The sequence below is a fragment of the Bacillus sp. B15-48 genome (assembly GCF_016879755.1).
Classification (GTDB): Bacteria; Bacillota; Bacilli; order Bacillales; family Cytobacillaceae; genus Mesobacillus_B.
In genome coordinates this window covers 509,789-535,607 of the sequence record NZ_WOFU01000001.1, presented here as the reverse complement: position 1 = coordinate 535,607, position 25,819 = coordinate 509,789, and the positions used below count along the sequence as shown (strand labels likewise).

General features: G+C 39.6%; 22 protein-coding genes. 20 read left to right on the top strand and 2 right to left on the bottom strand.

From position 1 onward, the window contains the following. Positions 1-10 precede the first annotated feature (10 nt). A complete protein-coding gene (locus GNT69_RS02480; protein WP_203553359.1) occupies positions 11-814 on the top strand; it encodes an HAD-IIA family hydrolase in 804 nt (267 codons plus the stop codon). Positions 815-1,110: 296 nt separating this feature from the next. Here GNT69_RS02480 and GNT69_RS02475 read toward each other — a convergent pair whose 3' ends face one another. Then, the gene (locus tag GNT69_RS02475; RefSeq protein ID WP_203553358.1) at positions 1,111-2,193 is read right to left on the bottom strand and encodes a tartrate dehydrogenase; all 1,083 of its coding nucleotides are present in this window, start codon (positions 2,191-2,193) and stop codon (positions 1,111-1,113) included. Positions 2,194-2,449: 256 nt separating this feature from the next. Between GNT69_RS02475 and GNT69_RS02470 the strand changes: the two genes are divergently transcribed. From GNT69_RS02470 to GNT69_RS02385, 18 genes are all read left to right on the top strand, one after another. Beyond that, a complete protein-coding gene (locus GNT69_RS02470; protein WP_203553357.1) occupies positions 2,450-3,430 on the top strand; it encodes a Gfo/Idh/MocA family protein in 981 nt (326 codons plus the stop codon). A 698-nt stretch (positions 3,431-4,128) separates the two neighbouring features. Beyond that, the gene (locus GNT69_RS02465) at positions 4,129-5,697 is read left to right on the top strand and encodes a hypothetical protein (protein WP_203553356.1); all 1,569 of its coding nucleotides are present in this window, start codon (positions 4,129-4,131) and stop codon (positions 5,695-5,697) included. Between the two features lie 335 nt (positions 5,698-6,032). Next, positions 6,033-7,133, top strand: coding sequence for a hypothetical protein (locus GNT69_RS02460; protein ID WP_203553355.1), 1,101 nt, complete (start codon positions 6,033-6,035; stop codon positions 7,131-7,133). A 270-nt stretch (positions 7,134-7,403) separates the two neighbouring features. Beyond that, positions 7,404-8,231: a sulfurtransferase gene (locus GNT69_RS02455; protein WP_203553354.1), complete on the top strand. Its 828-nt coding sequence runs from the start codon at positions 7,404-7,406 to the stop codon at positions 8,229-8,231. A gap of 262 nt (positions 8,232-8,493) precedes the next feature. Further along, positions 8,494-9,342 (top strand): MurR/RpiR family transcriptional regulator, encoded by an 849-nt coding sequence (locus GNT69_RS02450; RefSeq protein WP_203553353.1) that lies wholly within the window; start codon positions 8,494-8,496, stop codon positions 9,340-9,342. Positions 9,343-9,495: 153 nt separating this feature from the next. Then, positions 9,496-10,380 (top strand): N-acetylmuramic acid 6-phosphate etherase, encoded by an 885-nt coding sequence (murQ, locus tag GNT69_RS02445; RefSeq protein WP_203553352.1) that lies wholly within the window; start codon positions 9,496-9,498, stop codon positions 10,378-10,380. A 21-nt stretch (positions 10,381-10,401) separates the two neighbouring features. Then, on the top strand, positions 10,402-11,766 hold the full coding sequence (locus tag GNT69_RS02440) for a PTS transporter subunit EIIC (protein WP_203553351.1): 1,365 nt from the start codon (positions 10,402-10,404) through the stop codon (positions 11,764-11,766). A 58-nt stretch (positions 11,767-11,824) separates the two neighbouring features. Continuing rightward, entirely contained in the window at positions 11,825-12,892 is a 1,068-nt protein-coding gene (locus GNT69_RS02435; RefSeq protein WP_203553350.1) for a DUF871 domain-containing protein, read from the top strand. Positions 12,893-13,229: 337 nt separating this feature from the next. Then, a complete protein-coding gene (locus tag GNT69_RS02430) occupies positions 13,230-14,591 on the top strand; it encodes a VWA domain-containing protein (RefSeq protein ID WP_203553349.1) in 1,362 nt (453 codons plus the stop codon). Positions 14,592-14,904: 313 nt separating this feature from the next. Beyond that, positions 14,905-16,239: a uracil/xanthine transporter gene (locus GNT69_RS02425; RefSeq protein WP_239093993.1), complete on the top strand. Its 1,335-nt coding sequence runs from the start codon at positions 14,905-14,907 to the stop codon at positions 16,237-16,239. 379 nt (positions 16,240-16,618) lie between these two features. After that, the gene (locus tag GNT69_RS02420) at positions 16,619-17,116 is read left to right on the top strand and encodes a TRAP transporter small permease (protein ID WP_203553347.1); all 498 of its coding nucleotides are present in this window, start codon (positions 16,619-16,621) and stop codon (positions 17,114-17,116) included. Positions 17,117-17,124: 8 nt separating this feature from the next. After that, positions 17,125-18,402, top strand: coding sequence for a TRAP transporter large permease (locus GNT69_RS02415; RefSeq protein ID WP_203553346.1), 1,278 nt, complete (start codon positions 17,125-17,127; stop codon positions 18,400-18,402). Between the two features lie 169 nt (positions 18,403-18,571). Beyond that, positions 18,572-19,570: a LacI family DNA-binding transcriptional regulator gene (locus tag GNT69_RS02410; protein WP_203553345.1), complete on the top strand. Its 999-nt coding sequence runs from the start codon at positions 18,572-18,574 to the stop codon at positions 19,568-19,570. A gap of 265 nt (positions 19,571-19,835) precedes the next feature. Next, positions 19,836-20,591 carry a 5-deoxy-glucuronate isomerase gene (locus GNT69_RS02405; RefSeq protein WP_203553344.1) on the top strand — a complete coding sequence of 252 codons (756 nt, stop codon included), beginning with the start codon at positions 19,836-19,838 and terminating at the stop codon, positions 20,589-20,591. Positions 20,592-20,609: 18 nt separating this feature from the next. Further along, entirely contained in the window at positions 20,610-21,428 is an 819-nt protein-coding gene (locus GNT69_RS02400) for a sugar phosphate isomerase/epimerase family protein (RefSeq protein ID WP_203553343.1), read from the top strand. Positions 21,429-21,446: 18 nt separating this feature from the next. Then, positions 21,447-22,532 (top strand): M24 family metallopeptidase, encoded by a 1,086-nt coding sequence (locus GNT69_RS02395; protein ID WP_203553342.1) that lies wholly within the window; start codon positions 21,447-21,449, stop codon positions 22,530-22,532. Positions 22,533-22,628: 96 nt separating this feature from the next. Then, complete coding sequence (locus GNT69_RS02390; RefSeq protein WP_203553341.1) at positions 22,629-23,660, top strand: TRAP transporter substrate-binding protein; 1,032 nt, start codon at positions 22,629-22,631, stop codon at positions 23,658-23,660. Between the two features lie 122 nt (positions 23,661-23,782). Further along, positions 23,783-24,268 carry a purine/pyrimidine permease gene (locus GNT69_RS02385; RefSeq protein ID WP_203553340.1) on the top strand — a complete coding sequence of 162 codons (486 nt, stop codon included), beginning with the start codon at positions 23,783-23,785 and terminating at the stop codon, positions 24,266-24,268. A 172-nt stretch (positions 24,269-24,440) separates the two neighbouring features. Here the strand turns inward: GNT69_RS02385 and GNT69_RS02380 are convergent, their stop codons facing one another. Beyond that, the gene (locus GNT69_RS02380) at positions 24,441-24,863 is read right to left on the bottom strand and encodes a hypothetical protein (protein WP_203553339.1); all 423 of its coding nucleotides are present in this window, start codon (positions 24,861-24,863) and stop codon (positions 24,441-24,443) included. A 207-nt stretch (positions 24,864-25,070) separates the two neighbouring features. On the opposite strand from GNT69_RS02380, the gene GNT69_RS02375 reads away from it, so the two are divergent. Then, entirely contained in the window at positions 25,071-25,790 is a 720-nt protein-coding gene (locus GNT69_RS02375) for an AraC family transcriptional regulator (protein ID WP_203553338.1), read from the top strand. Positions 25,791-25,819: the final 29 nt, after the last annotated feature.

The following is a 25,819-nucleotide window of genomic DNA, read 5'->3' as shown; positions in this document are numbered from 1 at the left end:
GAAAGTGTAGATGGGCGTACTTACTGATTATGATGCCTATTGTTTTGATTTGGATGGGACGATCTATCTTGGCGACGAGTTGCTGCCAGGGGTCAAAGAAACGCTTGCACAGCTCCGCAGGAACGAGAAGAAGGTCCTCTTCATTACCAATTCACCGACATTAACGCGGGAATCAGGGCGGAATCGACTTGTGACCATGGGAATTGAAGCGGAGCTCGAGGAAGTACTCACAGCTCCTTATCTCGCGGCCCGCTATTTTATGACGATTTCCCCTGATGCGAGTGTGTTTGTCGTTGGCGAGGAAGCGGTGGTAGCTGAGCTGCATCAACATTCGATTCAGACGACGGCTAATCCGCTTGCGGCCTCGCATGTATTGGTCGGATTGGATCGTTCTTTTACATACAAGCATCTGCAGCAAGCAATGGATGCGGTCCGAAATGGAGCCAAGTTGATTGTGACCAATCCTGATCCTGTCTGTCCAGTCCCAGGAGGGTTTATTCCTGATACGATGTCGCTGGCAAAAGCGATTGAAGTGGCTTCAGGCCAAGGGATTTGTGAGGTCGTTGGCAAACCGTATCCGATTTATGGCAATACGATGATGGAATTACTTGAGATTCATCCGGAAAAAATATTAGTTATCGGCGACCGTTTGGAAACCGATATACAACTAGGAATCACGAAAGGCTTCGGCACCTGCCTCGTCCTCACAGGCATTGCTAAAAAAGAAGACCTCACGAACTCTACGATTCAACCAGACTACGTGATTCGAAGTTTGGAGGAACTTGTTGGTGTTAGCATTGGGGGGAACATATAGAACATATGAAACAGCTGTCAATTATGCAGCTGTTTTCTTTTTATATTAGGAAAAACACAATTTTTAAAACGGTCATACGATACCTTAGGCGCTCTGAAGGGGGGAGGGGGTTACCATATATTGTCTTTTGTAGAGTAAATGGCCGATTTTGGAGAATAAACACGGGATTTCGTAGAGTATATGGGTGAAATCGTAGAGTAAACGAGTAAAACCGTAGAGTAAGCGGAAAAAAACGTAGAATAAATGAACAAAAACCGAAACGATGTGAAGACAATCTTCACATCGTTTCGGCTCAATTAATGCTTATCAGGAATGGAAGCCATAATGATTTCAATAATACGATCGGCTACTTCACTAGTAGAGGCTGTCCCATTCATATCAGGCGTTAGTACTTGATTTTCCGTTAACAGTTGTTCGATGGCGTTGAGAACAAGTTGTCCATGATCCTCATAGCCAAAAAACTCAAGCATTTGACTTGCTGACCAAATGGTGGCAAGCGGATTAGCGATGCCTTGACCGGCAATATCAGGTGCAGAACCGTGAATAGGCTCAAACATCGATGGATACTCTTTTTCAGGATTAAGATTGGCGCCCGCTGCTAAACCAATTCCGCCGGCAATGGCCGCTCCTAGATCTGTTAATATATCTCCAAATAAATTCGAAGTGACAACGAATTCAAACCGCTTTGGATCTTTAATCATTAACATCGCTGCCGCATCGACTAAATAAGAAGCTGTTTCCACCTCCGGGTATTCGGCGCTAATTTCTTCAAAGATTTGATCCCAAAAAACCATTGAATAGTTCAAAGCATTTCCCTTCGAAATGCTCGTTAGCGTTTTTCCCTCTTTCTTTGCTGTTTCGAATGCATAACGAATAATTCGCTCCGTTCCTTTTCGAGAGAATACGCCCGTTTGTAAAACGACTTCGTGGTCTTGTCCCTTAAAAAGCCAATCTCCAGCCCCTGAATATTCTCCCTCGCTGTTTTCACGAATGAACAACATATCAATCTCTTCCCGGTTCACATCTAGTAAGGATGGTTGTGCTCCTTTTAATAGTTTCACAGGTCGAACATTCACATATTGATCAAAACTTTTGCGGATTTTTAATAATAAATCCCATAATGAGATATGATCAGGAACGCCAGGGAAGCCGACCGCTCCTAAGAAAATAGCATCAAACCCCTTCAATTGCTCAATCCCATCGTCATCCATCATTTTTCCATTCTTATGGTAAAATTCACAACCCCATGGAAAATAGGTAAAATCAAATTGAAAAGTTGAGTCCATTTCTGCAATGGTATTCAGTACTCGAATTCCTTCATTTATTACTTCAGGACCTATGCCATCCCCAGGGATGACCGCGATGTTGATTTTCTTCACATTCAAAACCCCATTCTAATTTAGATTCAAATATTATGTTTTCGCATCTCAATCTATGTGTTTCACCCGGTATACTTTAACTCTCAATGACCATTATACCGCCTATTCCATATCTTGTGGCTTGATTTTTCTGAAAGTTCGCGCTTTCGTGTGTGTATATACTCTATGTTTTCTCGGAAGTTCGTCGATTTCTTGTCTTAGCAAGCCTTTCATTTGTTAAAATGGGACATATTAATATAGGGAAGGTGGTTAAAATATGGTCCGTTTTGGAATTGTTGGGACGAACTGGATTACGGAAGCATTTATTACTAGTGCAAAGAAGCTTGCAGATTTTTCGCTTGTGGCTGTTTACTCGCGGACGGAGGAAAGAGCGAATGAATTTGCGGATCAATTCAATATTCCTCACCGATTCACCGAATTAGAGGCAATGGCTAAAAGCAATGAAATCGATGCTATATATATCGCAAGTCCAAATTCTTTTCATGCTGAGCAAGCGGTGCTTTGCATGAAGCATGGAAAACATGTTTTATGTGAAAAACCAATGGCATCAAACAGTCGTGAAGTTCAAAAAATGATTGAAGTCGCAAAAGAGAACAATGTTTTATTAATGGAAGCGTTAAAAACGACGCTAATGCCGAATTTTCATTCGATTCAAGAACATATAGGGAAGCTAGGCCGAATTCGCCGTTATGTAGGTAGCTATTGTCAATATTCATCTCGGTATGATGCGTATTTAAATGGCAAAGTGTTAAATGCGTTCAAACCGCAATTTTCGAATGGTGCTTTAATGGATTTAGGGATTTATTGCCTGTATCCGCTCGTTGTCTTATTTGGAAAGCCGCTTCAGGTAAAGGCTAATGCGGTTCTGTTGGATTCAGGTGTGGATGGGGAAGGCAGTCTCCTCATGCAATATGAAGATAAAGAAGCGGTCGTTTATTATTCTAAAATCACACACTCCCATTTGCCAGCCGAAATCCAAGGAGAAAAAGGCAATATGATTATTGATAAAATTAGTGAGCCAGGAAAAGTCGAAATTCATTATCGGGATGGAAGCATTGAAGACATTACATATTCACAGGAGCATATGCCGATGTATTATGAGGCAAAGGAATTTATTGATCTTATTCAGAAGCACGAATTTGAATCAAGCATTAACTCCCATCAGCATTCTCTAATTGTTGCCGAAATCATGGAAGAAGCACGAAAACAGACTGGAATCATTTACCCAGCAGATTGATTTTGTTCGACGGTAAACATGCTGTACATGCCTTTAATAAAGGCGGAATTCGCGAAGCTCTTTTTATTGGATTTCCCATTATTATTCAAACGTTTGATTAAAGTTGACCTAATAGTACTAGGTTCAGCAGCTCGATGTTAAAAGTAAAACGGATTTTTACAGATGAAGCAATTGTATATTTAATTAAAAAGTAAGAGAAAACCCGATTCAATTTATCCATAATGAATCGGGTTTTCGTTATTTAAATGATGTATAAGGGGGAGGTTCTCGCTCCGTTCTTTAGATGTGGATATCAAGTTACTAATTGTTATCTTTCCTTAAAAAAAGAAATGTAATTTCATTATTTGTAATAAGTTAATTGTCCAAATTTTACATGTATAGAGAAATGATGGAAAAACCGGTATGAGCAGTGGAAAGCGCATACATATTTTCGTAGAATAGGATGTTTCAACTTCTTTTTACATTTCTTTTATTGCAAAACTCGCTATATTTCGTAAGTAAACTGATATTTTTTTTAAACCTAGTAACACAAAATGGTAATAACAATTGGCTATAGTTAAACATGCAGTTGATGGTACTGCTAAAAAACTTGGGATACATTCTTCTCATGATGAACGGAGGTGTAACCACAACGTAAGGGGACTCAGGAGAAAATCCATCCTTTAAGTAGAAATCATACGAAATAGGAGATGAAGCAATTGACTGAAAAACAAATGGATTCAAAAAAAGCGACGAAAGCATTAGCGAGAAAAGTGGCCCCATTAGTAATGTCGACATCGATGATGGCTGCAACATTTTTGGTAGCCGGTGCACCCATTTCTGCAGCAGAGCTTGAAGAAAAGGGAGTCAATCCGGAAGTTCTTGAACAAGTGAAAAATCATGGTCAGGAAGTATCTGAATTAGCCAAATATCTCCCGGGATCCCCAGAAAAAGGGAAGCACGTTAGCGATTTAGCAAAAAATAAATCTTTTAAATTAAATCCATCAGACAAAACTGATGATCCTATAAATGAACCAAATGATGATGAGTCACAAATAGATGAGGGAAGCGAAGAAGAAGCGGGAACAGAAGAAGAAGCGATAGCAGAAGAAGATAGTGAAGTTCCAGCAGAAACTCCTGAAGAGTCAGCAGACGAAAATAGTGAAGTTCCAGCAGAAACCCCAGAAGACCCAGCAGACGAAACAGGTGAAGGAAGCGAAGAAGAAGCAGGAACAGAAGAAGAAGCGGTAGCAGAGGAAGATAGTGAAGTTCCAGCAGAAACTCCTGAAGACCCAGCAGACGAAACAGGTGAAGGAAGCGAGGAAGAGGCAGGAACAGAAGAAGAAGCGGTAGCAGAGGAAGATAGTGAAGTTCCAGCAGAAACCCCTGAAGAGTCAGCAGACGAAGCAGGTGAAGGAAGCGAAGAAGAAACAGGAACAGAAGAAGAAGCGGTAGCAGAGGAAGATAGTGATGTTCCAGCAGAAACTCCTGAAGAGTCAGCAGACGAAGCAGGTGAAGGAAGCGAAGAAGAAACAGGAACAGAAGAAGAAGCGGTAGCAGAGGAAGATAGTGATGTTCCAGCAGAAACCCCTGAAGAGTCAGCAGACGAAGCAGGTGAAGGAAGCGAAGAAGAAGCAGGAACAGAAGAAGAAGCGGTAGCAGAGGAAGATAGTGATGTTCCAGCAGAAACCCCTGAAGAGTCAGCAGGAGAAGATGATTCAGTAGGAACGAATCAGGGAGAAAATGCATGGGAAGATGAAACTTACCAATTAATCGGTGCGAATTATCAAAGTCTTATTGGATACTATCAATCTCTAATTGATCAATATTTTATTCAAGCAGACTCTGAGCAAACAAATGATGAATTTGAAACCATCACTGTTGATTTATTAGATGAATCCGTTGATATTGATGAAGCAAACGGAACTTTAGAAGCAGGTGTAGCGGCAGAAGCAACTGTAGATCCAGCAGCTATTCATGTAACCAATCATTCTCAAGTTAACGCAGAAAACGAAGTGCTTATGGGAGAAACTCAGCCTGCAGAGCAAGAAACAGTAGAACAAGATGAACATACAGACTCAACCCTTACAGATTCCGTTCAACCAGTAAATGAAGAGACAAATTTAGACGTTGAAGTCGAACAAGAAAATCAAAACGAACAAGACAATGTTCAAAGCGACAAAACAGAAAACGATCAAGTCAATCAGACAACAATAAAGGATAAATTGGTTGGCTATTATCAAGACTTAGTCACTTCATTCTCAAATTTTATGAACTTTTTAAAATAGTGTTAACCAGTAAAACCTATGCCATGAGAATCTAGCTTCACACTGGATTGCTCCATGAAAGGGCGCTGTCCTAGATAGAGGAGAAAACCATCGCGTTTTCTCTTCTATTTTTTTGTTTTTTTGCGGCTTGTGTAACACGTGTTTTACTGGAAGTATATTTGGCTTCGTAAAGTCCGACCTCGCCTTGCATACGGTTATGTGTATATTTTTATCGAACCATGATATTAGCTTGTACATTTTACCTCTTATTTGAATTCATTATAGTAAGGGTTGTTATCGTCAAATAGCTGTATTTGATGAACACCTAAAATCCATTATAAAAGGAGTGAAAAGAATTGGATCGTGATTATTTAAGAAAATGCCTGAAGAAAATCCGGGTTCGGAATTTAATCAACGCGGACGTGGAGGTGGTCAATAAATCACCGCTCCCAATGATGGGGAAAGGGCGCCAAGGTGCCGTTTTTAAAGTGACAGAAGATGTTTGTGTAAAAGTATTTGGAAATCCCGAAGATTGTGACCGTGAATGCTACGCCCTCACACTTGGTCAGCATACGAATCTTTTTCCGAAAATTTACGATAAAGGCCCGCTCCATATCGCGATGGAAATCATCAGGGGCGTGGATTTGCGTGAATACCTTCAATCACAACCCCTTACGAAAGAACTCTCGATTAAATTAATTGAAATGCTGATAATATTTAAAGAAATTGGTTTCGAGCGGATTGACCATCATAAACGGCAAATTTATGTACAAGCAGATGGGAGCCTAAAAGTGATTGATGTCGCAAGGACCGTTTGGCGTGACCGAGTTTACCCGTACCCGCGCAAATTATTAAATTCCCTAGGTGATGAAAATAAACAACTGTTTTTAACACATGTTCAAGAACTGGCCCCAGAGCTGTATCAGGAATGGCTTGACTATATGCAAATGGAGGAAATGTCACGTGAGATTTACCGGGTTATGCTTGATACCCCTAGTGAAAAAGTCAACATCGTAAAAACACTTAGTAAAAAACTGAAAACAACTGAAGATGAGAAACGCTATCTTGTTCTGCTAGAAGGGTTGATGCACAAAGTCTTTAAAGAAGAATGGATCAAAACAATGCTTGCAAGGGGAGAAGATCTAGAGGAGATTAAGACCGAAATCGATGAGTATTGGGATTTACGAAAGCAGGAATATGAATCCGATGGCTTAAATAAAAGTAAAAATAAAAACACGAAGCCTAAAAAGAACACAAAGGGGAATAAAGCAAAAAGCGCGGCAGAAACAAGGAAGAAGCAAAAAGAGAGTGAAGTGAGGAAGAAACAAAAAGAGAGTGAAGTGAGAAAGAAACAAAAAGAGAGGAAAGCAACGAAGAAAGAAAAGGATCGAAGAAATGAAAAAGGAAAAACGGAGAAAAGGAAGACTGAAAAAAAGAAAAAGGATAAGAAGTCTTAGCTAGTTCTACTCGATCGGACAATCCCCATAACTTACTTGTGGCCAACATACGGTATAAGCAACATTAAATATACGAAGTCAACAACTCATGACTGAAGTCACGAGGGTTCTCGCCTATTACCTAAAATAAACCTTATAAATTGTGGGGCTATCGTTTAATTGATAGCCCCCACTGCCGATAATGGCTGAAATATTGTAGAATGAATCTATCAACATAAATGATTATCGAAGTTAGATGACAGTGATAAATTTTGAGGTAGGGGTGAAGCAATGATACATATTGTAAATGTGAGCTATGTAATGGAACGATTAAACACAGATCAGCGCAATTTTGCGATTGTTGATTGTCGTTTTGCTTTGCATGATTCGAGTGCAGGTAAACAAGCGTATGAAAAAGACCATTTGCCAGGGGCGGTTTTTATCGATCTTGAGAAAGACCTCTCTAGTCCGGTTCGTGAACACGGCGGGAGACATCCGCTGCCGGATTTCGAGAAACTAGCTGATACATTAGGAAAACTCGGCATTGATCAGGAGACAGAAGTAATCGCCTATGATGATCAAGGCGGGATGTTTGCTGCACGTTTTTGGTGGCTTTTAAAAGTGCTTGGGCACGAGCGAGTGGCTGTGCTGGACGGTGGTTACGGAAGCTGGATAAAGGCTGGACTGCCTATCAATAAAGAAATTCCACAGCTAAGTGAAAAACAATATACTCCTGCCGCTCAATCTAAGTGGGAGTTCGTTACAGCCGAACAGGTAAAAGAAGCGCTTAATCAACCAGGCCTTCAATTAATTGACTCCCGTGAGCAAAAGCGATATTTTGGGTTGGAAGAGCCAATTGATAAGGTAGCTGGTCATATTCCAGGCGCAGTCAACTTCTTTTGGAAAGATGTCCTTACAACTGACGGAATGTGGAAGAGTGAGGAGGAACTGCAATCCCATTTTGCTTCCCTTGACCCTAGTAAAGAAACGATTGTCTATTGCGGTTCTGGAGTGTCCGCATGCCCGAACATTCTTGCCCTAAACCGAGCGGGTTTCAAGAATGTGAAACTGTATGCTGGCAGCTGGAGTGATTGGATTAGTTATCCAGAGAATTGTTAAAAGTGTAGCACCTGCTCTCGAAAGATAGAGGGATGGTGCTGCGCTCCAAAAAACTTTATTCCACGAAAAACCTTTCCCAAGTTCGGACTTTTTTCCTAAGTCCCATCCCTAGTTACACATTCCCTCTCGAATTGGATTTCAAAAACATAAAAAGTATATAATGAAGAGAAAATCGTTTATAATTTGAGACAGGAAAATATGAAATAGAATTTCATCAGTAGATCAAATATTTAAAAACCACGGATTATTGGAGGAAAGAAATATGAGTTCCTTAATGTTACGAATCGAACAAAACTTACCTCGACTTTCGGAAGCTGAAAAAAAAATAGGTGAATATATCCTCACTCATTCAGAACTAGTTCCGAATATGACGACAAAGGATTTATCGAAAAACAGCGGTGTGAGTGAGGCGAGCATCGTTCGATTCTGTAAATCGATTGGGATTGGGAGTTTTAAATCGTTTAAACTTGAATTGGCAAAAGAATTAGTGGTAACTGACACGAGCTTGACTGATTTTTCGATTTTGCAGCAGAAAGATGAGCCTTATGATTTGTTTCAAAAGGTTACTTATGTTAATAAATCGGCGATTGAAGCAACGCCGGCTTCATTGGATCGAAAAGAGTTTGAGCTTGCAGTTGAGACACTTAAGAAAGCACAAAGAATCATATTTTATGGGGTAGGTGGTTCGGCGACAGCTGCATTTGATGGTTATTATAAATTTGCGAAATTAGGGTATCATTGTACGAACGAACATGATTTTCATGCGCTGTTATCGATGATTCCTTTTTTAAATCCCTCCGATATATTTGTGGCGATTAGTATGTCTGGAAAAACAAAGGATGTCCTAGAATTAGTAAAGGTAGCGAAAAAACATAAGATTACCGTAATCGCGATTACAAATATTGATAAGTCCCCATTATATAGAGAAGCAAACATCCGCCTTTGTACACCGATCGTCGAGCACGATTTTCGTATTGGCAGTATTCCGTCGAGAATGACACAGTTAACGATCATCGACGCCTTGTATTTGAGTGTGTTCCACTATAAAGGTGAGCAAATTCTTCATCAATTCCATGAGGCAAGGGATGAAGTGGTACGTCTACGCAGATAATAAAAAAGGAATGGTAAAAGGCAGAGATTTACCATTTCTTTTTCGTTATAGTGAAATTTAATTTCATAATTTAATAGAATTATATTGATTTTTAAATTCATATTAGTATAATAAAAGTATGAAATAGAGTTTCAAAAAGAGGAGGTTGAACATATGCTAGAAAAATTGACGACTGAATTAAGAAACCCGAATACGATGGATTTTGATACAAAACCCATTAAAGATATGTTGGTTTTAATGAATAAAGAAGATAAGTCCGTCCCTGATGCAATTGAAAAAGCGATACCGCAAATTGAAAGCGCTGTAAAATTTACGATTGAATCTTTTCAAAAGGGTGGAAGATTGATTTATATCGGTGCAGGAACAAGTGGCCGTCTTGGTATTTTAGATGCGTCTGAATGTCCGCCAACCTTTGGAATCGAGCCAACGATGGTACAAGGCATAATTGCCGGCGGAATAAAGGCGGTGACAGACGCGGTTGAAGGGGCTGAAGATGATGAACTTCAAGGAGCGGCAGATTTAAAGTCGATTATCTTGAGCGAGAACGATACAGTAGTTGGAATCGCAGCAAGTGGAAGAACCCCATATGTGATCGGTGCCTTAAACTATGCGAAGAGCATTGGCGCGAAAACGGTAAGTATCAGCAATAATAAGCCATCCGTCATTGGCGAGTTAGCTGACGTAGCGATTGAAGTTGTGACCGGGCCTGAGGTCGTGACAGGATCAACTAGATTAAAAGCAGGCACGGCCCAAAAGCTCGTTCTTAACATGATTTCAACCGTAGCGATGATTGGAATGGGGAAAGTCTATGAAAATTTAATGGTCGATGTACAGCCAACAAATGAAAAATTAGTAGAAAGATCAAAGAAAATCATTATGGAAGCAACGAACGTTAACTATGATATCGCTTCTGAATACTTCGAAAAAGCCAATCGAAAGGTAAAAGTAGCTATTGTGATGATTTTAGTGAATTGCAGTTTTGAGGAAGCCGTCGGAAAATTAGAGAAAGCAAATGGTTTTATTCGTCACACTAAATAATCATTTGGGAGGGTCTTTTCCATGAAAAAAGAGGAGAAATTAGCCAAGGATATACTCAATCAAATTGGCGGAGGAGAAAATATTCGTTCCTTCACTCACTGTATGACAAGGGTTCGCATGAACTTAAAAGATGACAACAAGGCGGATCTAAAATCATTAAAAGAAATAGAAGGCGTCCTAGGTGTGATTGAGGATGAAACTTTACAAATTGTTGTAGGGCCAGGAACGGTCAATAAAGTATCAGATCACATAACAAGAATGACGGATGTAAAGATGGGTGAGGCGATGGATGCTAATGATGATGAAATCGCTAAAGCAACAAAGGACGGAATTAAAAAGAAAAATAATACTCCGTTTAAAAATTTATTGCGTAAAATTGGGAGTATTTTCATCCCGCTCATTCCCGGGTTAGTCGCTTCCGGTATTATAAATGGGTCTGTCGGATTTATGAAAAATGCCGGTGTGTCTCCTGACCTCGTTTGGATGCAAATCCTTACGCTTTTAGGTGGAAGTATTTTCGGCTACTTGGCGATTGTCGTTGGTTGGAATACGGCGAAGGAATTCGGCGGGACACCAGTTTTAGGGGCCATCGCTGGGATTATCACCATCCATCCAGGTCTAGCGGATATCGTGCTCTTTGGCAGTAATTTAGTTCCGGGCCGGGGTGGATTATTTGGAGCGATGTTTGCTGCTTGGTTAATGGTTGTTTTTGAAAGACAATATCGTAAAGTGGTTCCAAATGTTGTTGATATCATTATTACGCCATTATTAACTGTTTTAACTGTAGGTCTTTTAACTATTGTAGCTGTTCAACCAGTGGCTGGATTGCTTTCCGATGGGATTACACAAGGAATTCATTGGGTATTAAGTGTTGGGGGAGCCTTTGCTGGAGCGCTGCTTGCGGGATTCTTCTTGCCACTCGTTATGTTAGGTCTGCATCATGGATTAACACCAATTCATATGGAATTGATTAACTCCGTTGGTTCAACTGCATTATTACCAATTTTAGCAATGGCTGGAGCAGGTCAAGTTGGCGCAGCGATGGCGATTTATACAAAAACGAAAAACAAACGTCTTCGCAACTTAATTAAAGGTGGTTTGCCAACAGGATTTTTAGGAATTGGTGAGCCATTATTATACGGGGTTACATTGCCATTAGGCCGGCCATTCGTTACCGCTTGTTTAGGTGCTGCCGTTGGTGGAGCCTTCCAGGCAATGATGAAAACAGCAGCTGGTGGAATCGGGGTCTCCGGAATTCCGTTAATTCCATTGATTGTCAATAATATGTACTTCGTCTACTTCTTAGGTCTGCTAATTACTTATGCAGCAGGTTTCTTATTCACCTATTTCTTTGGATTTAAAGAAGAAATGGCTGACAATCTATAATTGTAAAAAAAGGGAGATCATTGAATCTCCCTTCTTCTATTAAAAAAGGAGGATGCATATGTTAGGTTTTTCAATCTTTCTTACAAATCCAATCGCAGAGGAACAAAAAAATTATATCGAAACAATGAGCGGCAACGGTTTTAAAAGCATCTTTACTTCTCTTCATATTCCAGAAGAGGATCCAACAGCTTACAAGGAGCGCCTTCAGGAGTTGGGCGCGCTCGCCATAAAGAATGACTTAGAGTTGATGGCCGATATTTCGCCGCAGTCCCTCGGACATTTAGGTTTTACTTGGGAAAATGCAGAAGGGTTGCTTCAATGGGGAGTCACTGGTTTAAGGGTGGATTACGGTGTATCGGAGGAAACAATTGCGGCCTTGTCGCGGAAAATGAAGATTGCTTTGAATGCGAGTACCTTGACGAAGGAAAGCGTTGAACAGTTAAAGCAATCTGGAATCGTTATGGAACAGACGGAGGCATGGCATAACTATTATCCGCGTCCGGAAACAGGACTTGATCGCGATGGTTTTAATGAGATGAATAGGTGGCTCAAGGAAGAAGGGATTTCTGTAATGGCGTTTATTCCTGGAGATGGTCAAAAAAGAGGCCCACTATATGAAGGGTTGCCAACATTGGAAGATCATCGAGGCGAAACAACTTTTGTCGCTTTTTTGGATTTTGAACAGAATCAGTGGGTGGACAAAATTTTAATTGGTGATCCGTCTCTTTGTGAGGGGTCTTTTCAACAATTTCTTGCTTATCAACGTGGTGTCATCCAGCTTCGAGCTCATTGTTTTACAGAGGATGCGTCGTTGCAGGAACGTTGTTCGCAAGTGCAAACGAATCGTCAAGATGCTGCACGCGATGTGATTCGCTCGGTCGAATCGCGGCAATATGGATTGCCTGGACATCATACGCTCCGTCCACAACATACGGTCGATCGGCCGATTGGCTCAATTACGATTGATAATGAAAAATACGGCCGTTACCAGGGCGAAATGCAAGTTACGAAAAGATTTTTGGCAGCCGATGAAAAGGTCAATGTGATTGGGCGAATTGTAGATGAGGACCTACCATTGTTGAAGTATGTAACGGGCGGGCAAAAGTTTGAGGTGAAATTTACGTAGTTCTCTATGCCGCGGATTTTACGGTTATCCTGTTTCGTACGGTCGTGAATTGTCACAGTTTACTAGAATAATCACCTGTGTATCATCAAAAACCGATACTATGCTTTGGGAGGGACGAAATATTTGTATAAGGTCTGACTAATTGTTCAATTCCTAGAAGTTCGGTTTAGATGATTGACCATCTGTAAAGGTCTTTGCTCCTGCTCCTATAGTCCCTCAATCGTTCTTTGGGTATTACTTACCTCCTGTTTTTTCATATATTAGGAAAATACTAGGTGAAAATGCAGTAAGATAGAATCATTGTGATTTTTGTTATGGGATGGAAGGGGAGTATAGAATGAAGAAGTTGTCTATTGGTTTCGTTCTGCTGATGCTTTTGCTTGCGGCATGTTCTTCCGAGGAGGGACAGTCGATTCAAGCGGATGGAAACGAACAAAAGCAAACCGAACAAGATGGGGAATCTACACAAGAGGAAGCCAAGTTTTATGAAATTCAAGGTCTGGATCGTGAGCTAACCGAGATTGAAAAGGAATTATTGCGTCACCCAGGAATTTTTAGTGGGGACAAATATGATGAAGTGAAAGTGAAGGAAGCGCTCGATCAAATTCCTGACGACCTTACCCAGGAAGAGTATATGGAGGAGCTCATTTATTTATTTGCCGAGGATTATTATGAGGAGATGGAAGCGCTGCTTCATTTTGATTCGTCCGTTGATGTCTCTATTGAGCGACCAGATGAAGACATCGACGCGCCGACATTAAAAACGGCCCATTATGCGATTTTAATCGATGCAAGTGGGAGTATGGCAGCACAGGTCGGCAATAAAACGCGAATGGATGTTGCCAAGGAAGCAGTATTGGAATTTGCTAGACAGGTACCAGAAGAGGCAACAATTTCATTACGTGTGTACGGTCATGAAGGATCGAGCAAGGAAGTCGATAAAGAGTTGTCTTGTCGTAGTACGGAAACGATTTTTAATGCGCAATTTGAAAATGCTGCTTTCCAAATAGCGTTGGATCAGGTAAACCCGGTTGGCTGGACGCCAATTGCTCTTGCTTTAGAATCTGTCAACGAGGATATCCCAGAGAGCGCGGATGAGGTCATTGTGTATGTTGTTAGTGATGGAATTGAAACTTGTCATGGCGACCCTGTTCAAGAAGCGAAAAAACTCGTATCCGCTGATATCCAGACTGTTGTGAATATCATTGGTTTTGATGTTGATCATGAAGGGCAAAAGCTGTTAAAAGAAGTAGCTGATGCAGGGAATGGGGAGTTTACGTATGTGCAATCCGAGCGTGAATTAAGGCAATACTTGAGGGCCCAATATGAAGAAATTCAGCGAAGATGGCTTGAGTGGAAAGAAGCTGGAAAAGCACAGGCAAACGAACTAAAAGAAGAGAAAAAGGCGTTAGCGAATGACACAAAAGAAAGCATGAAGGAAAAAAGCAACCGGGAGAAAGAGCGAATGAAAGAGGCGCAAACGTATTTAAAAGAACGATTTGATGACTATAATCACCCAGCCTCGAGGATGTTCTCGATGATTGTCGATTACGGGAATGCCAAATGGCGCTATGCTGTTGATACTGGAAATCACATGTGGCGAGAAAGTGTTGATAACGGCAACCGAGAATGGAGCAATTATGTCGACGAAGGAAATAATAAAATCAATGAAACGATTCAAAAGAAGAATGCGAATTGATGTGTAGCACCTTTTTTCGAAAGTGATAGTGTTGTAGTTTAGAAAAACTTGAGATGCTAAGGTCTGGAAAATGACGGGTGATTATGTTTCATAAGTGTTCCACATATAGGATATGGTGGGAGAGGAGAAGCTGCTTTGCGGTTTCTCCTTTATTTGGTGTTTTTTTCTTCTGAAAAAATTGGTACAGGTTGTGCATTTTAAATAGTCTAAATAAATTGACAATAATTTTATGTCCTATAAAATTGAAAACAAGCTTTGTTTGATTGTTTATTTATTACTTACTGATCAAGGAACTTTGGAAGGTGAAATAATTTTGGAAAAGCATTCGATTTCTACTATAACGCTCGCTGGTTTTCAGTGGATGTTTTTTATGTTTGCGAACACGGTTGTCATTCCGTTGTCAATTGGCACCGTTCTGCAATTAAGTCAACAAGAAATTTCTGTTGCGATTCAGTATTCGTTTATTGTGACAGGAGTAGCATGTATTCTCCAGTCGCTTATCGGGCATCGCTATTCATTAATGGAAGGACAAGCAGGTTTGTGGTGGGCGATTATTTTAAGTATTAGTACGTCCTCATTAGCAATCGGGATGGAGTTGTCTGTGATAGGCGGTTCTCTTGCTGCCGGAATTATCTTGTCCGGATTTATTACTACCCTTATCGGGGTGCTTGGGTTAGGTGATCAATTAAAGAAGATATTTAATCAGGTTGTCATGAGTGTTGTGCTTTTTTTACTTTCAAGTCAATTAATTTTTGTTTTTTTACAAGGAATGATTGGCTTATATGATGGAGACGAAATCATTCTCCCACTTGCGGGCTTGTCGGTGGTCATCGCTTTATTTGTTGGATGGTTACAACTGAATTTCAAGGGGCTAATTAGTAATTTTTCGATTTTAATCGGGATTATCGTTGGTTGGATTGGATACAGTTTTCTATTTGAAACAGAGCAGCTTACTTTGTCCACGTTTCAAGGGATTTCTTATTTTCCTTGGGGAACTCCATCATGGGAGGTCGGTATTATTGTCACCTGTATAATCGCTGGATTAATTAATACGACGAACACGATCGTTTCTTTAAAAGAAGCGGAGCAATTGTATCATACAAACACAACGAAACAACAATATAAAAGGTCATTCATTTTATCGGGCTTTTTTACAAGTATATCAGGTATTATTGGTTTGGTTCCATATGCACCGTATATATCGTCGATTGGCTTTTTACAATCAACGAAAATTTTAGAAAGGTCAGCGATCATTTTAGGTGGGTTCTTTTTTATGCTATTAGGGTTTGTTCCTTTATTTAGCGCCTTATTTTCGACGCTGCCGATTAGTGTGGGTTGTGCGGTTTTACTCGTGGCGTATTTTCCGCTGTTTCGCTCAGCAATGCGGAATTTAGAAGGAATCCACTTTAATGCAAAGACAAACTTTCGCATTGCTGTGCCTGTTCTTTTAGGTTTAGCAATCATGAACTTGCCAGCTGAAGTATTTAACTCATTTCCGCATACAGTTCGCCCACTAATTAGCAATGGGTTACTAATGGGAATTCTCATTTCGATTGTTTTAGAGCATACGGTAAACTGGTCTAAGTATGAAGATCGGGAAGATGCCGCTGGTACGGATTCGCGCGTTGGTAAATCACGGGATTTGTGAAAAGAGGTACACTGATAAATCTCGTTTTGTGTGATTTTTATTGGGAGGTTTTGGTGTAGGGGTGTGCTCATTCGGACAGAGTCGCCCCCATCAAGCGTGTATCTGTTCGAAAACCAAGATACAGCATCATTCATCTCGATAGTTAAGAACCTCCTGTTTTATTATAAATTGCCCTTCCTAATTGAAATCACAAAATAATGCTATACTATCCCCCTTTGCTCCCCAATGTCGGTGACAACCTCAAATGATCACTCATTTCGTTCCATGATTTTATGATAAAAATGGATTGATTTTATATTCAGAAATAGCAAAAAAGGTCGAAAGTTCTTTCAAAAAATATACACGATGAGTATAATTTAGGAAAAAGGAGGTGCTCTAAATGAAAATAGTAAAGTTGATAAAAAACAAGTTTGATAACATGGTCGACCTTGTTGCGTGCACATTCATTGGAGTGATGACGTTAATTGTGACCGCGCAAGTGTTTACTAGGTATTTGTTTAACTACACGCCTAGATGGTCAGAAGAATTATCTTTGCTTTTACTAATCTATGTTTCAATGATTGGTATTGCAGTAGGTTTCCGAGATAAGCTTCACATTGGTGTGGGGATTTTTGTAGGGATGATGCCAAAGAAAGCGCAAACATTTTTTGATTATCTAGCTAAGCTTCTTGTGATCTTTGTCTCTTTAATCTTTATCTATTATGGTATTAAATTTACTTCTCTCATGAATCACTCAACGATGGCAGGAACAGGATTACCTTCAAGCGTATTGTATGCATCGATTCCGATTTCTGGGTTTTTAATGCTCTTATACGGCATTGAATTATTGTTTAAAAGAGGTATGCACCAAGAATGGAATGAAGAAGTGGAGGAGTGATGATTGGGATGGAAGTATTGATTTTATTAGGGAGTTTTGTTGTTCTATTGTTAATGCGTGTACCTATTGCCCTTTGTTTAGTAGTTTCCTCGTTTTTAACAGGGTTATATATGGATATTAATCTTGCAGCGTTGATACAGAGGATGGTAGGCGGTCTCAATTCTTTTTCGCTTCTAGCAATCCCGTTTTTTATTTTAGCAGGGGAAATTATGAATGAAGGCGGGATTTCGCGTCGCTTAATCAACTTAGCGAATGTGTTAATTGGGAAAGTTCGTGGTGGACTTGCTATGGTAAACGTCCTAGCCAGTACCTTCTTTGGTGGTATTTCAGGATCTGCGGTTGCGGATGTTTCTTCCATTGGATCTGTGTTAATCCCAATGATGAAAAAGAATAAATATGATTCGGATTATGCAGTGAACGTAACGATTTTTAGTGCCGCTCAGGGGGTAATGATTCCACCTAGTCACAATATGATCATTTATTCGACCGCTGCTGGTGGGGTATCTGTTGGAGCTTTGTTTATGGGAGGAATTATTCCAGGTTTACTATTAGGGCTCATGTTGATGGCTGTTACTTATATGATTGCAGTGAAAAGAAATTATCCGAAAGGAGAACCGGTCAGGCGTGGAGAGATTCCGAAAATCATTCGTGAAGGACTCCTTGGATTGCTAACTGCAGTCATTATTATTGGAGGAATCATCAGTGGAATTTTCACTGCAACCGAGTCCGCTGCCATCGGTGCGCTTTATGCATTTATCATAACGTTCTTCGTTTATCGTGATGTGTCAATTACGCGGATGGGTATCATTCTAAAAAGGTCATTTAAAACGTTGTCTATGGTAATGTTTTTAATTTCAGCTTCTTCTGCCTTTGGTTGGTTATTGGCACTATTAAAAGTGCCAGCAATGGTAACGGACGCACTGATTACCATTTCTCCAAACGATTTCATCACGTTGTTGTTGATTATCCTCATATTACTAGTTTTAGGGATGTTCATGGACATGGCTCCGTTAATCTTGATAGCCACACCAATCCTATTGCCTGTAGCGTTAGAAGTTGGGATGGATCCTGTTCAGTTTGGTGTTGTCTTAATCTTGAGTTTAGCCATTGGTCTCATTACACCTCCAGTTGGAACATGCTTGTTTGTGGGATGTGCAATTGGGAAAATCCCAATTGAAAAAACGGTAAAGGGTATGTTGCCATTCTACTTAGCTATGATTTTTGTGTTATTACTTGTCACATATGTTCCACAGTTCTCTTTGTTTCTGCCAAGCATAACCATGTAGTAGTTGAAAATGCCGAATGGTCCTCTAACTACAGCGGTTTCAAAGATTTTTTGAAAATGATAAAAAAGTTTTGATTCAACCGAAATGATAATGAAACTAATACACATGAATGTTATATTAAGAGTAACAAAATATTTTGCATGAGGATGTAGAGGAAGGTAGTTTTTGTATGAGTGTGACCATTAAAGATATTGCCAAGATGTTGAATGTGTCTCATGCGACAGTTTCAAGAGCTCTTAATAATAGCCCGTTGATTAGTAAGGAAACAACTAAGAGAGTGCAAAAACTTGCAGAGGAACTCAATTACGTGCCCAATTATAGTGCGAAAAGTTTAGTGAAAAACAAATCTTATACCATTGCCTTGTTTTTCTCGACTATCGATTCTCCTTCTGTTTTTTTTCATGAGACAGTAAGAGGAGTCAATCATGTCATGACAGAAGAGTACAATCTAGTTATCAAGGGAATTGATGACTTAAACGATGATTATACATCGATTGACGCTAAACGATTCGATGGAATTATTTTAATGAGTCAAAGTGATTCAGATAATAATTTTATTTACAACGTTCGAGAAAAGAATATCCCATTAGTTGTATTAAACAGAGATTTGGAAGATGGTTCGATTATTAATATTTTATCGGCAGATAAAAAAGGGGCTTATAGAGCGGTCTCATATCTAATCGAAAAGGGACATAGGCAGATTGCTATTATTGAGGGAAAAAAGGAGTATCCTGCCAGCAGAGCAAGAACAGAGGGGTATCTCAGCGCTTTAGTTGACCATGATATCGCCATCAAAAAGGATTTTATGGTGCAAGGAAGTTTTACTTTGGAAAGCGGCTACCGGGCAATGAAATTTTTGCTTAAAAGGAAGTCGTTGCCAACAGCTGTATTTTGTTCAAATGATGAGATGGCTGTTGGAGCTATGAAAGCAATAACACAAGCCGGCTTACATATTCCGAAAGATATTTCGATTATGGGATTTGATGATAGTCAGTTCACCTCCTATATCAATCCATCCCTTACAACTGTTAGGAGAGGAATTAATGAACTGAGCAGAGTCGGAGCAGAAAAACTGTTGAACGTCATTAACCATCGTCAGCGCAATATAGGAGAAAAAGTCTATATTGATACGAAATTGGTGGAAAGAGAGTCGATAGCAACCATTTAAGTTTGTTATTGTTTTCAATCCCGAACAATTGCAAACGTGTGCACGTTACATAGGTGTATAACAATTCTATTGAGAAATTAGGCAAATAGAATGAAAAAATGTAGACGCTTACACAAAGGTTGTTATAGAATATATTTATATTATTGTCTTCTTTTTTAAAAAAATAAAAGTATAGGGGGAGTTATGCAAACGTGTGCATATATTATCGGAGGAAGAAGGAAGTTCCTATTTTTAGGTACATAAAGACTTCGAGGGGTGAGGGGAATTGAAATATTATTACAATGAGCATGAACAATTGGAAATCATCCAACCGGTACAAATGGGACTTGAGTATACATCCGTCCAAAGAATTGAAGTTTCAAATAAGAAAACCATCGAATCCGTTAAAGAAGAACTGTGTTTTGTGGTTATCCAGGGTGAAGTTCACTATCAATGTGGGGAAACTAATGGGACTGCCGGGTTTAAAGACGTTATATATTTGCCTCCACAAAGCGAGGTACACCTGTCTTCTGAAGAAAAAGCGGTCATCATTCGGTATGGGGCCCCTTCAGATATGAGGAGTGAATTTGCACATATTCAGTTTGATGATGTCGATAAAAACCCGAAACAACACCATGTGTATGGAAAAAAAGAAACCAATTGTGAACGTCACGTGTGGGATATTATCACTGCTGATTTTCCGTCTTCCCGTTTTTTAGTAGGCATGTGTGAAAGCGATGTCGGCGGATGGACCGCATGGCCGCCACATGAACATGGAGATAAACGCGAAGAAGTTTACGTTTATTTTAATATGGGAAATGCATTTGGAATTCAATGTGTCTATGAAGATATGGGAAATCCATTGGAAGTAGCGTTGGTTAGAGATGGGGACCTTGTTTCCGTTCCGCGAGGGTATCATCCAAATGTCGGTTGTCCTGGAGGGAAACTATCTTACATTTACTGTATGGTATCGAAAAAACCTGGAGATCGAAATTTTATGGATTTACAGATTCAAGAAATTTTCGGGGAAAAATTCGAATAATAAATAGAGGTGATTGGAATGAAGTTTGCGCAAAGTTCTGCTGTTTATTTTAACTACTCGCTTCAGTACGCCATTCGGGACTTACATGAACTAGGGTATCAAGGCATTGAAATTTGGGGAGGAAGACCTCATATGTTTATGCATGATTTTGATGAACAAATGGATGAATTGGTTTCCTTGTTAAAGGAATTGGACATGAAAGTGTGTAACTTTATTCCTGCCCAGTTTCGTTACCCGTCCATTCTTTGTTCTGAAAATGAGATGGTGCGGAAACAAAGTGTGGAATATATCCAGATAGCAATCGATAATGCCATTAAAGTAGGTTCCCCTTCTGTTAGTCTCTGTCCAGGAATGGTTTTGTTTGATCAGGACAAAAACAAAGGTTGGGATCAGTTGGTTAAAAGTTTGAAAGAAATCGATGAGTATGCGGATGGGAAAGAGATTCAATTGTTAATTGAACCCGCACACCAATTTGAAACTAATTTAATTTTAACAGTAGAAGATGGTATGCGGATGTTGGATGTTCTACAATCGGATCGTTTTGGTATTCTTCTAGATTCAGGGCATGCGCACCTGAATGGAGAGGATTTTAATGAAATTATGAAATTATGTAAAGGAGTTCCTCTGCATATTCATATCGACGATAATTTTGGAGATTTTGATGCTCATCTCATACCGGGAAAAGGGAATGTGAATTTAGCGGCTTTATTCGAAGCTCTTTATGAAGACAACTATGACGGGTTTGTTTCTGCTGAGTTGGGGCCGGGATATATTATGGCCCCGACTAGCGCTTGCAAAGAAACATTAGATTATTTAAAATCTATGTCAAAAAAATAATACAAGGACTAATAAAACATGAAAGAGCTTTTTGAGCAAAAAATAAACCAATTAAGAAGGTTGTATAAGAGTAAAAAGAAAAACGGGTTATTAATAGAAAATCAAAACAATTTCGCTTGGTTACTGGGAGGAAGAACGTTTGTTGGCTTGGCTTCTGTGAAAGCGGTTGTGGATCTTTTGATTAATGATAATGCAGTGTATTTACTTTCAAACAACATTGAAACACGGAGAATGCTGGAGGAAGAATTTCCGAACGTTGGTTTGGCTGTAAGGGAGTATCCTTGGTTTGATTCCCTCAAAAAACAAGATTTTATCAATGAGTTAACAGATGGTCAATATCTTAAGGACATAGAAGTTGAACAGGAATTATTGCCTCTTAGAATAAATCTTACAGAGGAAGAAGGATGTCGATTAAAAGATTTAGGAGGTGATGCCGCATCTGCAATGGACGCCTCTTGTTTACAGATTAACAGGGGAATGTCAGAGAAAACCGCAGTTTCTATAATGGCGAAACAGTGTTATGAGAGAGACTTCGAACCTAATATTTTATTAGTTGCAGCGGACGAAAGAATTCAACGATATCGACATCCGCTGCCTACCGCAAAGACGATTGAACGAGAGGCTATGCTTGTTATAGGTGGAAGGAGAAACGGACAATGCGTAGGTCTTACAAGATACATTACGTTTTCAGAGCCATCGCAAGAAATGCTGTCTCTACGTGATTCCACCATGGAATTGTATGCCTTGCTTTTCGAAGAAACTAGACCGGGGCAAAATCTGGGGATTGTTTTTAGGAAATTACTGGAAGCCTATAAGACCTTAGGATATCCCGCGGAATGGAAACAACATCATCAAGGTGGAGTTATTGGATATAACCCGCGAGAAGTACGAGTGGATTTTGATACGAACCTTATCATTAACGCAGGTCAGGCTTATGCCTGGAATCCGTCGTTAAAGGGTTTTAAAGCAGAAGATACTTTCATTGTGGGAGATACAGAAAACCAAATAATCACCTATTCTAAAGATTGGCCCTCTAATTATTTGTTCACTAATCGAGGAAAGATGGAAATTCCGGATATATTTGTGAGAAAGCCATTGCACTAGGAGGTTATTAATATATGACCTTCCAAAAGGGAAAACAATGATTGGTTCATGGTTCATTATAATTTGATTACAAATATAAAAAAGGGGTGTTGATAAATGAAACTAACTAAAAAAACACTATCAGCATTGTTAGGTACAGTTGTTTCAGCGAGTTTGGTTCTAGCGGCTTGTGGAGGATCTTCAACTACTGAGAATACAAGCGGGGAAAATGAGAGTGAGATTGAGCCTATTGTTCTACGTATGGGAGATAATCAACCAGAAAGTTATCCAACGGTAACCGGTGGGAAAAAATTTGCTGAAATTGTTGAAGAAAAAACAGACGGACGTATCACAATTGATATCTATCCGAATGCTCAATTAGGGAACGATAAAGAAGTCAATGAGCAGCTTCAGTTGGGTACCATTGACCTGAACCGTGTAAGTACCGGTGGAGCATTGGCAGAGTTTAACAGTGACTTTGGAGTGTTCAATCTTCCGTTCTTATTTGATGATAGCGAGCATTTATGGAGATTCTTGGAAAGTGAGAAAGCAGAAGAATTGCTTCAAAGCCTTGAATCTAACGGGATGGTAGGATTAGCTTATTACGATGCAGGTTCACGTAATTTCTATTCAACCAAGCCAATTACAAAAGTGGAAGACCTAAAAGGTAAAAAAATACGCGTTCAACCAAGTGAAGTCAACATTGCTTTGATGGAGGCACTAGGTGCAAGCGCGACGCCTATGGCATTTGGAGAAGTATATAGTGCACTTTCTACTGGTGTGATTGATGGAGCTGAAAACAACTATCCAAGCTACGTTTCAAACAATCACTATGAAGCGGCAGAACACTTCATTCTTGACGGTCACCAGCGTGTACCAGATGTTATTGTAATTAGCAAAATCACATGGGATAAATTAAGTGCCGAGGATCAAAAGATTATTAAAGAAGCTGCTGTTGAATCAGTGAAAACTCAACGTGAAGCATGGGCTCAATTTGAAGCCGATGCAGAAGCACAAGTCAAAGATGTAATTACAGTTACAGAAGTAGAAGATATCACTCCATGGCAAGAAGCAGTTAAATCCGTCATCGATAAGTATCGTTCTAAATATAGCGATATCTTAAATGCGATTGATGAAACAAGAAACTAATTTTTTTATCTACAAAGAAAAAGGAGTTTCCCGGCCGGGAGGTCACTGAAAAAATCTATTAGAGGAAAAAGGAGAAACGTTTATTAATAGTAAAACGTATCTCCCTTTTTAAAAAGAAAAGTATGTCATTTGGGATCTACCACAGTCATTCGTGCTGTGGTATTTTATTTGGCTTTTTACAATCAACGAAAATTTTAGAAAGGTCAGCGATCATTTTAGGTGGGTTCTTTTTTATGCTATTAGGGTTTGTTCCTTTATTTAGCGCCTTATTTTCGACGCTGCCGATTAGTGTGGGTTGTGCGGTTTTACTCGTGGCGTATTTTCCGCTGTTTCGCTCAGCAATGCGGAATTTAGAAGGAATCCACTTTAATGCAAAGACAAACTTTCGCATTGCTGTGCCTGTTCTTTTAGGTTTAGCAATCATGAACTTGCCAGCTGAAGTATTTAACTCATTTCCGCATACAGTTCGCCCACTAATTAGCAATGGGTTACTAATGGGAATTCTCATTTCGATTGTTTTAGAGCATACGGTAAACTGGTCTAAGTATGAAGATCGGGAAGATGCCGCTGGTACGACATCGGGCACTGATAAATCAGGGGATGTGTGAGATGGGGAAAGCCTGCGCCTTGAAACATCTGGTTTCGCTCGTTGGAGTTGTTTGGAAGTGGTGCTCATTCGGACAGAATCGCCGCCACCAATCGTGAAGTTGTCCGAAAGCGCCGCTCATCCATCCCGACAGAATCACCCCCAAAAAAGTGTGAAGTAATTATATCGGCTAATTAAAGAGAAAAATCTAGAATTTCTAATAAAGACGCAATTTTAGTGTTAATAGTAAAAAAACAAGGAGTATTTTCATCATCGAAGAGAAGTAGATACGGTTCTCCCTCTTCTGGAATTAGAATGACTACTTCATCAATGACCGCATGAATCCATTGGTTTTCTAACTGATAGGGTGGTTCTAAAGGGATTTTAATGATATAACCTTTGTCTGGAATCGGCTTGAACTTTTTATAAACATCATCAATTGCTTTAATGATTTTTTCAGCCTCTAATTGCACATTCGAATTTGTTGGTGTCGTATCAATTCTCTCGTTCTTTTCAATATCAAAAAGCTCAACCATTTTATCATTTTCAGCACTTACAATTGCCCCGTTAAAAACAATGACCGAAAGGAATACTAAAAGGAGTGTTTTACGAAACACATCAATCACCTCGCTTGTAGCGTTACCTAAGTTTGGCTTTTCATACTGAACATCAAATCGCCAGCCAATCCGAATAAGTTATCTTTGTTCCTATAAAAGAGTAATATTAAGGAAGAAATAGGTGCTTGCTTCATTGTCCGTTTTTAATTATTATTTACCTGAATCATTCGAGTTTTTTTATTTCAGAAAAATAAAGAGGAGTCGCATATGGATAAGAAAAAGCCAGGAAGTGAAAACATTGCAGAACTTCATAAAATGCGAGAAGCTCTTCTTAACTCGATTCAAACATGTGATGCACAGAGTTTGAAAAAGTATAAGGAAGAAATTTTGAATTATCCACAAAAAGACACGCTAAATATTTTTAAACGAGTCCCCGGCAACATGCTTCGCTCCTATAAAAATTTCCTGCTTTCTCATAATACTTTGTACAGCTATAGTGCAGAAAAAGGAGGGCTATCTCCGGAACAATCTCATTATCTATCGGAAAAATATTCGATTATGATTGAGCATACTGACAATCTGTCGCAACTTCATACGATTCATGTGAATATGATTGATGAATACGGTGATCCGTCAATCCGCTCGAATCAAGTCAGTCATTCGACAATCGTTGATAAAGCGATTCTTTATATTAAAATGAACTTCGCAGAAGAAGTAACGATTGAAGAGATTGCCCAACAACTCCATGTTCATCCGACGCATCTTATGCGCAGTTTTAAAAAAGAAATGGGCATTAAGCTGAGCCATTATCGCAACCAAAGAAGGGTGGAAGAAGCGAAAGAACTTCTTATCTATTCGAAACTTTCGATGACAGACGTCGCCGTAATGGTAGGTTTTAAAAACTCACAGTACTTTTCTAAAATATTCAAAGAAGAAGTAGGAATGACTCCGAAAGAGTTTAAAAAGAAGCATGGAAAAAGTAATTGATATCGTACAAACCCCAATATTTGGGTCCC

What these genes read in the sequence shown, in the direction of transcription:
- GNT69_RS02480 (WP_203553359.1), top strand. Translation starts at nt 11, where the DNA reads ATGGGCGTACTTACTGATTATGATGCCTATTGTTTTGATTTGGATGGG.
- GNT69_RS02470 (WP_203553357.1), top strand. Translation starts at nt 2,450, where the DNA reads ATGGTCCGTTTTGGAATTGTTGGGACGAACTGGATTACGGAAGCATTT.
- GNT69_RS02455 (WP_203553354.1), top strand. Translation starts at nt 7,404, where the DNA reads ATGATACATATTGTAAATGTGAGCTATGTAATGGAACGATTAAACACA.
- GNT69_RS02450 (WP_203553353.1), top strand. Translation starts at nt 8,494, where the DNA reads ATGAGTTCCTTAATGTTACGAATCGAACAAAACTTACCTCGACTTTCG.
- murQ (WP_203553352.1), top strand. Translation starts at nt 9,496, where the DNA reads ATGCTAGAAAAATTGACGACTGAATTAAGAAACCCGAATACGATGGAT.
- GNT69_RS02440 (WP_203553351.1), top strand. Translation starts at nt 10,402, where the DNA reads ATGAAAAAAGAGGAGAAATTAGCCAAGGATATACTCAATCAAATTGGC.
- GNT69_RS02435 (WP_203553350.1), top strand. Translation starts at nt 11,825, where the DNA reads ATGTTAGGTTTTTCAATCTTTCTTACAAATCCAATCGCAGAGGAACAA.
- GNT69_RS02430 (WP_203553349.1), top strand. Translation starts at nt 13,230, where the DNA reads ATGAAGAAGTTGTCTATTGGTTTCGTTCTGCTGATGCTTTTGCTTGCG.
- GNT69_RS02420 (WP_203553347.1), top strand. Translation starts at nt 16,619, where the DNA reads ATGAAAATAGTAAAGTTGATAAAAAACAAGTTTGATAACATGGTCGAC.
- GNT69_RS02415 (WP_203553346.1), top strand. Translation starts at nt 17,125, where the DNA reads ATGGAAGTATTGATTTTATTAGGGAGTTTTGTTGTTCTATTGTTAATG.
- GNT69_RS02410 (WP_203553345.1), top strand. Translation starts at nt 18,572, where the DNA reads ATGAGTGTGACCATTAAAGATATTGCCAAGATGTTGAATGTGTCTCAT.
- GNT69_RS02400 (WP_203553343.1), top strand. Translation starts at nt 20,610, where the DNA reads ATGAAGTTTGCGCAAAGTTCTGCTGTTTATTTTAACTACTCGCTTCAG.
- GNT69_RS02395 (WP_203553342.1), top strand. Translation starts at nt 21,447, where the DNA reads ATGAAAGAGCTTTTTGAGCAAAAAATAAACCAATTAAGAAGGTTGTAT.
- GNT69_RS02390 (WP_203553341.1), top strand. Translation starts at nt 22,629, where the DNA reads ATGAAACTAACTAAAAAAACACTATCAGCATTGTTAGGTACAGTTGTT.
- GNT69_RS02385 (WP_203553340.1), top strand. Translation starts at nt 23,783, where the DNA reads ATGTCATTTGGGATCTACCACAGTCATTCGTGCTGTGGTATTTTATTT.
- GNT69_RS02375 (WP_203553338.1), top strand. Translation starts at nt 25,071, where the DNA reads ATGGATAAGAAAAAGCCAGGAAGTGAAAACATTGCAGAACTTCATAAA.